This window comes from Photorhabdus temperata, from assembly GCF_025384845.1.
GTDB lineage: Bacteria > Pseudomonadota > Gammaproteobacteria > Enterobacterales > Enterobacteriaceae > Photorhabdus > Photorhabdus temperata.
On sequence record NZ_JAJAFX010000102.1, the window covers coordinates 1 to 6,371 of the forward strand.

7 protein-coding genes and 1 pseudogene are annotated in these 6,371 nt (G+C 42.5%); 5 read left to right on the top strand and 3 right to left on the bottom strand.

The features are described 5' to 3' along the window. The first annotated feature begins 367 nt into the window (after positions 1 to 367). Complete coding sequence (locus tag LGZ99_RS22970; RefSeq protein ID WP_262979698.1) at positions 368 to 1,633, top strand: IS4 family transposase; 1,266 nt, start codon at positions 368 to 370, stop codon at positions 1,631 to 1,633. 21 nt (positions 1,634 to 1,654) lie between these two features. On the opposite strand, the gene LGZ99_RS22975 is transcribed toward LGZ99_RS22970, so the two are convergent. Continuing rightward, complete coding sequence (locus LGZ99_RS22975) at positions 1,655 to 2,098, bottom strand: hypothetical protein (protein ID WP_051769841.1); 444 nt, start codon at positions 2,096 to 2,098, stop codon at positions 1,655 to 1,657. 491 nt (positions 2,099 to 2,589) lie between these two features. Between LGZ99_RS22975 and LGZ99_RS22980 the strand changes: the two are divergent. From LGZ99_RS22980 to LGZ99_RS22995, 4 genes and pseudogenes are all read left to right on the top strand, one after another. Next, a pseudogene (locus LGZ99_RS22980) lies at positions 2,590 to 3,506 on the top strand (IS630 family transposase). 67 nt (positions 3,507 to 3,573) lie between these two features. Then, a complete protein-coding gene (locus tag LGZ99_RS22985; RefSeq protein ID WP_036841706.1) occupies positions 3,574 to 3,894 on the top strand; it encodes a contact-dependent growth inhibition system immunity protein in 321 nt (106 codons plus the stop codon). Between the two features lie 45 nt (positions 3,895 to 3,939). Further along, positions 3,940 to 4,224 carry a contact-dependent growth inhibition system immunity protein gene (locus LGZ99_RS22990; protein ID WP_036841704.1) on the top strand — a complete coding sequence of 95 codons (285 nt, stop codon included), beginning with the start codon at positions 3,940 to 3,942 and terminating at the stop codon, positions 4,222 to 4,224. Positions 4,225 to 4,313: 89 nt separating this feature from the next. Then, the gene (locus LGZ99_RS22995; protein WP_036841701.1) at positions 4,314 to 4,637 is read left to right on the top strand and encodes a hypothetical protein; all 324 of its coding nucleotides are present in this window, start codon (positions 4,314 to 4,316) and stop codon (positions 4,635 to 4,637) included. A gap of 1 nt (position 4,638) precedes the next feature. Here LGZ99_RS22995 and LGZ99_RS23000 read toward each other — a convergent pair whose 3' ends face one another. Both LGZ99_RS23000 and LGZ99_RS23005 read right to left on the bottom strand, forming a co-directional pair. Then, complete coding sequence (locus LGZ99_RS23000; protein ID WP_262979699.1) at positions 4,639 to 5,421, bottom strand: Fic family protein; 783 nt, start codon at positions 5,419 to 5,421, stop codon at positions 4,639 to 4,641. A gap of 3 nt (positions 5,422 to 5,424) precedes the next feature. Beyond that, a partial coding sequence (locus tag LGZ99_RS23005) for an RNA-guided endonuclease TnpB family protein (RefSeq protein WP_262979700.1) occupies positions 5,425 to 6,371 on the bottom strand: 947 nt, incomplete at its 5' end.

Genomic DNA, 6,371 nt, shown 5'->3' on the forward strand with positions numbered 1-6,371 from the left:
CTTAAGAGTTGATTTATTAGTGGATATAAATCATCGTCTTTAGAGATTAAAGATGCTAAAACGTAGCATGCCCATCCGATATCTCTTGCTTCAATAATAAGATCTAGAAGATCTGGTTTAATTGTGTTATCATATCCGAATGCCATAATAAATATCCACGTTACGGGTTTATGTTGTGGTAGATGGGGGCATATGGTCAGACATATGCCCCTTTCGTATATTTACAACCTACTTAAGCTATAGATTCATTATGAATCATTCATATACAGGATCTTAAGCAGTAACCGTATATTTTAGATAGCAAAAAAGCTTCATTTATGATCTGATAATCGTCGCCAAACTCATATCAAAATCAAGGATGAAGCCTGTGACAATTATCGCTATAAAACATCAGTTAATGCAATTCTTCAGTGACGTTTCTTTGCAAAAAATTGCCTTCCAGTGTGGGTTTATTCAGCGCGTGAGAAATATCGAGCCTCGCGTGTTGATCCTCAGCCTTATTGCCGCGCTTAGCACGGGTAACGTGACGTCGATTGCCCAATTACATCAAAAATTTAATGGCCTGTGCCCCGATAAAAAACAACAGGTCAGTTATCGCCCTTTTTATAATCAACTCTGCAAAGCCGCCTTCATCGAATTTGTTAAAATATTGGTGAGATTTGCCATGGCACAATGGGTAGAAAAGCAGGTCGCTGTGCCCAAAAAACTGACAAAATTTCAAAATGTTATTTTACAGGATGGCAGTTCATTCAAAGTTCATCCGGCACTGGCTGACGTTTTCCCTTGTCGGTTCAAGACCACTGCCGCTGCCGTGGAATGTCATCTGACGCTGTCCCTGTTCACCCAGTCTCCGGTCAAGATGACCGTGACCGCCGATACAGCGTCAGAACGGGCTTACCTGCCTGCACCGGCGACGCTGCGCGACCCATTATTACTGGCAGATGCGGGTTATCTCGATTTTGATTATTTTGAGCGCGTATCACATTCAGGCGGTTCATTTGTTGTCAGGGGAAGTAAATCACTCAATTCTCAGGTCATGACAGCACGCAACGGTCAGGGAAAATTATTACCCAAATTGTCTGATAAATCCTTGAAATCTATCACCCGCAGAACTAACCGTTCAGAGGTACTGGATCTGATTTGTCGGCGTAATGGCTATGAGTTTCGCCTTATTCGCCGCTGGTTTGCCGAAGAAAAACGCTTCTGCGTGTGGCTGACTAATTTGCCCGTGGAAGAGTTTACAGCCAGTGACATCATGGATATTTATCGTTGCCGCTGGCAAATAGAACTGTTGTTCAAAGAGCTCAAATCGCATACCAATTGGCGCGGGTTTACCACACGGAAAGAAACGTTAGCCACGGGGCTTATCTGGCTCAGCTTACTGGCTTTGTTGCTCAGGCGCTTGCTGGCAAGACAATTATTCCCTGCGGTCTCATTGCTTAAAGCAGCCCAAAATACAGAGAGCTGGCTTAGGCCAATAATAGAAAACCTGCTCCAAAGGGCATGGTCGGAAACGTGTTTTTGGCTGGAAAAGGCGCAAATATATTTATGCCAAAACGCGTTCAAAACACCACAGAGAAAATCGTGTAAAGACAAGACATTAGATGTCTGCTTTGAAAGGCTTAATTCTTAAGATCCTGTATATGATGAATCATTAAGTTTTTAGTTGATTGGCATAAATTTTTGCTAAAACTGCGGATAGTCTAATCCCATCAATTAGCTTATTATCATTTGAATGATTTTCACATATTTTTACTTCTTCAAGTATATTTAATGCAAAATTATTAACGGCATCAGATTGTATTTGATTATATATAAGACTTGTATCAATGTCGCTTAGAATATAATCATTTTTATTTGCTTTTGTTTTTTTCTGAATGACAATTCCCCAGCATATATTTTCAACTCCACTATCCCAACCATCGTCTCTAGAGCAAGTTCTATATAAATCTATTTCTTTATTCGTTACTAAAATTGCTTCTTCACTAAATTTATATCTATTAAATCCAATCTCTGGGCTATATGAAAAATAACCGGCGCCAGTGGCAAGACTTAACGCAATTATTTTTTTCAAATTATGATCGTTTCTGTCAGTCATTTAAATTACCTATTTGTTTATTAAAAACATGTACAAGTATGGGAATGAAAGATTATTTTTAGATCGGACAGAGGACAAATTTGAATTGATACATGGTTGAAAACTCCATTCAGTTCGGTGATTTTTTTACCGCCATGAGTTCTCACGCTCAGGGTGGCAACCCAAACGGGGGTGAGAACCGGCCTGAATGATACCGGCCAACCAAAGGTTGCCCCGCCTGAGTCACCATAATAACTCTGATGTGCAGGCTGTGCGCAAAAAAAACACGCGTTGGCGTGTAGTGTGCGCCATTCAGGATAATAGTCGGATTCTCACGTCCGGTTACAGATTTTGCTGCAACAGAAGCACCTTACATTGAACGATGATTATCGTCAATAAAAATTTAATTTCGAGAATGGGTAGTTATTTCTGCTCTTGCCTTAGATATGTTATATACCCGTAATCATTGAAGATGCTTGATTTTCCCCCAAATGAGGATCAGGGTATCAGTCATGAAAATATTCATTACCGATGAACAAAAAGCCGAACTGGAACACCTCTATCACACCTGTCGTGATAAGAGGGAGTGTGATCGTATAAAAGCGGTTCTGCTGGCCTCTGAGGGCTGGAGTTCAGTGATGATCGCTCAGGCCCTGCGTCTTCATGAAACGACCGTTAATCGTCATATCAGCGATTACCTTAATCACCGCAAACTCAAGCCCGAAAATGGCGGCTCTCAGAGCCATCTCAGCGAAAGACAGACTCAGGAACTTATCGCTTATCTGACCGCGGATCTTCTGCCCACCACACAGGCGGTTATCCGTCTTGTCAAAGAAGCGTGGGATATCCGTTACACCGTTCCCGACATGAATAAATGGCTGCGCCACAATGGATTCAGTTATAAAAAACCGACCGGCGTGCCACACAAGTTCAACGCGGAACAGCAACGGGCCTTTATAGAAACCGACGGGAAACTGAAACAGGAAGCCGTACCCGTCTGAACCTGATGGGTGCCCTGAATCTGGCTGATATCAGTAAAACGGTGGTGCGCGAATATGACCGTATCGACAGTTATCACATCGCCGAGTTCTTCATTGCCCTGCGTGAAACCTATCCGGTCAGTCAGAAGGTTCATATTATCCTTGACGGAGCCGGTTACCACCGGAGCAGGCTGGTGAAAGACTGGGCTTATGTAATGAATATCGACCTTCATGACTTGCCGCCATACAGCCCGAATCTGAACCCGATAGAAAGGCTGTGGAAGGTGATGAATGAACAGGTCAGGAATAACCATTATTTCGCCACGACGGCCTTGTTCAGGCAGGCAATACATCGCTTTTTTACGGAAATATTACCGGAACTTGCCGGGAACCTGTCGTGCCGTATTAATGATAACTTCCAGGTTTTGAATCCTGCATCTTCAAGTTAAGTGGGTATAGATACGATAACTAATCATAGTATTCTTAATGCAACAATAGACAAGGAAATTTAATTTAATGAACGGACAATATCCATTTCTAGACATCTTAGTAGGTGCTTATTTTTGCCAAGATTATGACTTACTGTATGGAGAAACTATGGATGAAGCCATAGATTGCTTTCTTAATGTTGCAACTCAGGAAATAATAAAAAAATTAATAGAAGAGATTAACTCTTTTATTAACACTTCAGAAGATATAGAGAAAGATTTTGACGATCTCTATTATAGTGACTTTGACCCAGACTTTTGGGATACTGCTACAGCGCTTGGTTTTTTAAACTATGTATCCAAAAGAGCACAAGATTATTTAAACGAGCATACTGAGCAAGATGAATAATTAAAGTATTCTTAAGTACAACAATAAAAAAAGAGGTTTAATTCAATGGAAAAAGAAACTAAAACACAATACTTAGATAATTTTATAGGTACTTACTTTAACCAAGATTGCGAAATAATATCTGGTCCAGAGATTGACGATACGATAAATGACTATCTTGAAACAACAACTAAAGGAATGAAGCTTGGCTTCCCTGATTTAGATGATCAGTTTAATCAGATGGAAATCAAACATCTCCGGCTTCATGATGGTTTTGGTATTGGCGATATGGATAACTATTTCCAGGTGGACAGAAAAAATAATTTATTGGGAGGTTTGGAACGAGACTGATTTACTGTTTTTCTGGAATAGTGATGATCCATAAAAATATTATGCATTATATGAAAAAGTAGTGAGAGTGATTAAGGCTGTTGATCCTGATGCTAAAGTCGGTGGTGCTGGCATTTCGTTTAGTAATAATGCAGTGGGTTAATATCTTAGCTGAAAATTATAAAGTTGATAAGAATTTTGCAGATGGTAATTCTGCGCCTGATTATTTATATCAACAATATTATTTGGATACTAGCCGAACACTTAATCAATTAACCGATACCTGGAGCAAGAATAAATGGTTTGGTGGCATTGATCCAACAATAATTCATTCAGATAATGTGGTAGTGCAACATGATCCTGTTCAGAAACTTCCGGATGATACTCTGTTGAGAGCTAAAAGTCGTGATTATACGAATAGTTTAGAGAGTTAATTTATTGTTGTTTTAAATACAACCCTTTTTCTGTCAAACGATAACGTTGTAATGAACTACTGGGTTTTTCTGGGTGATTCATTTCAATCAATCCAGCTTCCAGTGCGGGTTGCAGATAGCGTAGACGGAATGAGCTACGATCTTTTAATCCAAGCGCTAATTGAAGTTGCTCACGATTCATTTCTCCTTCCAACGCCATAATTAATTGTTTAACTTGGTGGGTAACCTGATGGCTAGCTTGATGGGTAGCCTGATGGGTAGATTCCAGAATTGCGTCACGTATCATGCTCAACATAAATTCAATAAAAGGCGCGCAATCAACTTGTTGAGTACTGAGATTAATGGCTTGATAGTAATCAGCCTGATGCTTGTAAACCAGACTTTCAACTGGAATGAATTCAAATAATGAGTTCCAGTGATTCAAGATTAATGTCTGCCATAATCTGCCCATTCTGCCGTTACCATCAGCAAACGGGTGAATAAATTCAAATTCATAATGGAAGATACAACTGGCAATAAGTGGATGAATATCCGTAGCGTTCAGCCAGTAAAGAAGATCCGCCATCAGTTTTGGAACCCGGTTTGCCTGTGGAGCCATATGAATGATTTTTTCTCCATTCGTGACACCAACACCACTGTGCCGATAGTTACCTGCATTATCTATTAACCCTTTCATCAGAACAAAATGGGCTTCCAGTAAGTTCTGTTCTGATGTGAAGTGCCAATGATGGAGCTGCTCGTAAGGTGACTGCTCCCCGCCGTAAAAAACGGCGAGGCTTCCCACTTCTCAGGCCGCAACCGTCTTTATGACGGATTTACACTGGCCTCCGTGGGCAGAAACGACGAGTCCCGCCGCCTGTAATGCTGTTATGCCCTTGTGCTGGATGTTGAGCGCCGCATTGATATCGCGATCATGTTCGACTCGACAGAAAGGGCATTGCCAGAGCCGCTTATGCAGCGGCATTTCCGGCATTTTGTAACCGCAGCAATGACAGGTTTTCGAACTCGCGAACCCCTGATCCAGTTTGACCAGATGGACGCCCGCTGCTGCGGCTTTGTATTCCAGTTTCTTGATGAAACCATGCCAGCCCGCATCCCCGATAGCGCGGGCAATGCAGTAATCCTTCATCATGTTGGCCGATTTTAGTGTCTCAACAATGAGCGCCTGGTTTTCGTCAACCCTTGTCCGGGAGAGTTTGTGTTGAAAATCGGCGCGGGCATTGGCTACCCGCTCATGGACTGCCGCCAGACGTAATCGGGCCTTCCCGCGGTTAGCACTGCCCTTTTGTTTGCGGGACAGCGATTTCTGTTTTCGACGCAGGTTACGGGTGGCGTTGATTAGGTGACGCGGGTTATTGACCTTCTCCCCATTCGACTCGATAAGATAGTGGGACAAACCCCTATCGCAACCGGTCACGCGGGTGATAACGCCCGGCTTTTCCCGCGCCTCTTTTCCATCGTCACACAGGATAGCGGCGAAATATTTTCCCGTGGCGGTTCGGGACAGCGTAATGCTCTTCACTTCCCCTGCAATTTCTCGGTGTATGCGCGCCTTTATCGGTGACAATTTCGGGCGCTTCACCGCCCCCTCCAGCACTTTCACCCCAACACAGTGATAGCTCGATTGCTTGCCCTGTTTGCGTTTGAACGTGGGAAATTGGGCGCGCAACTTCGGATTGAAGAAATTATCAAACGCAGTACGCAGATTGAGCACCGCCTGCTGTAACGCGAGAG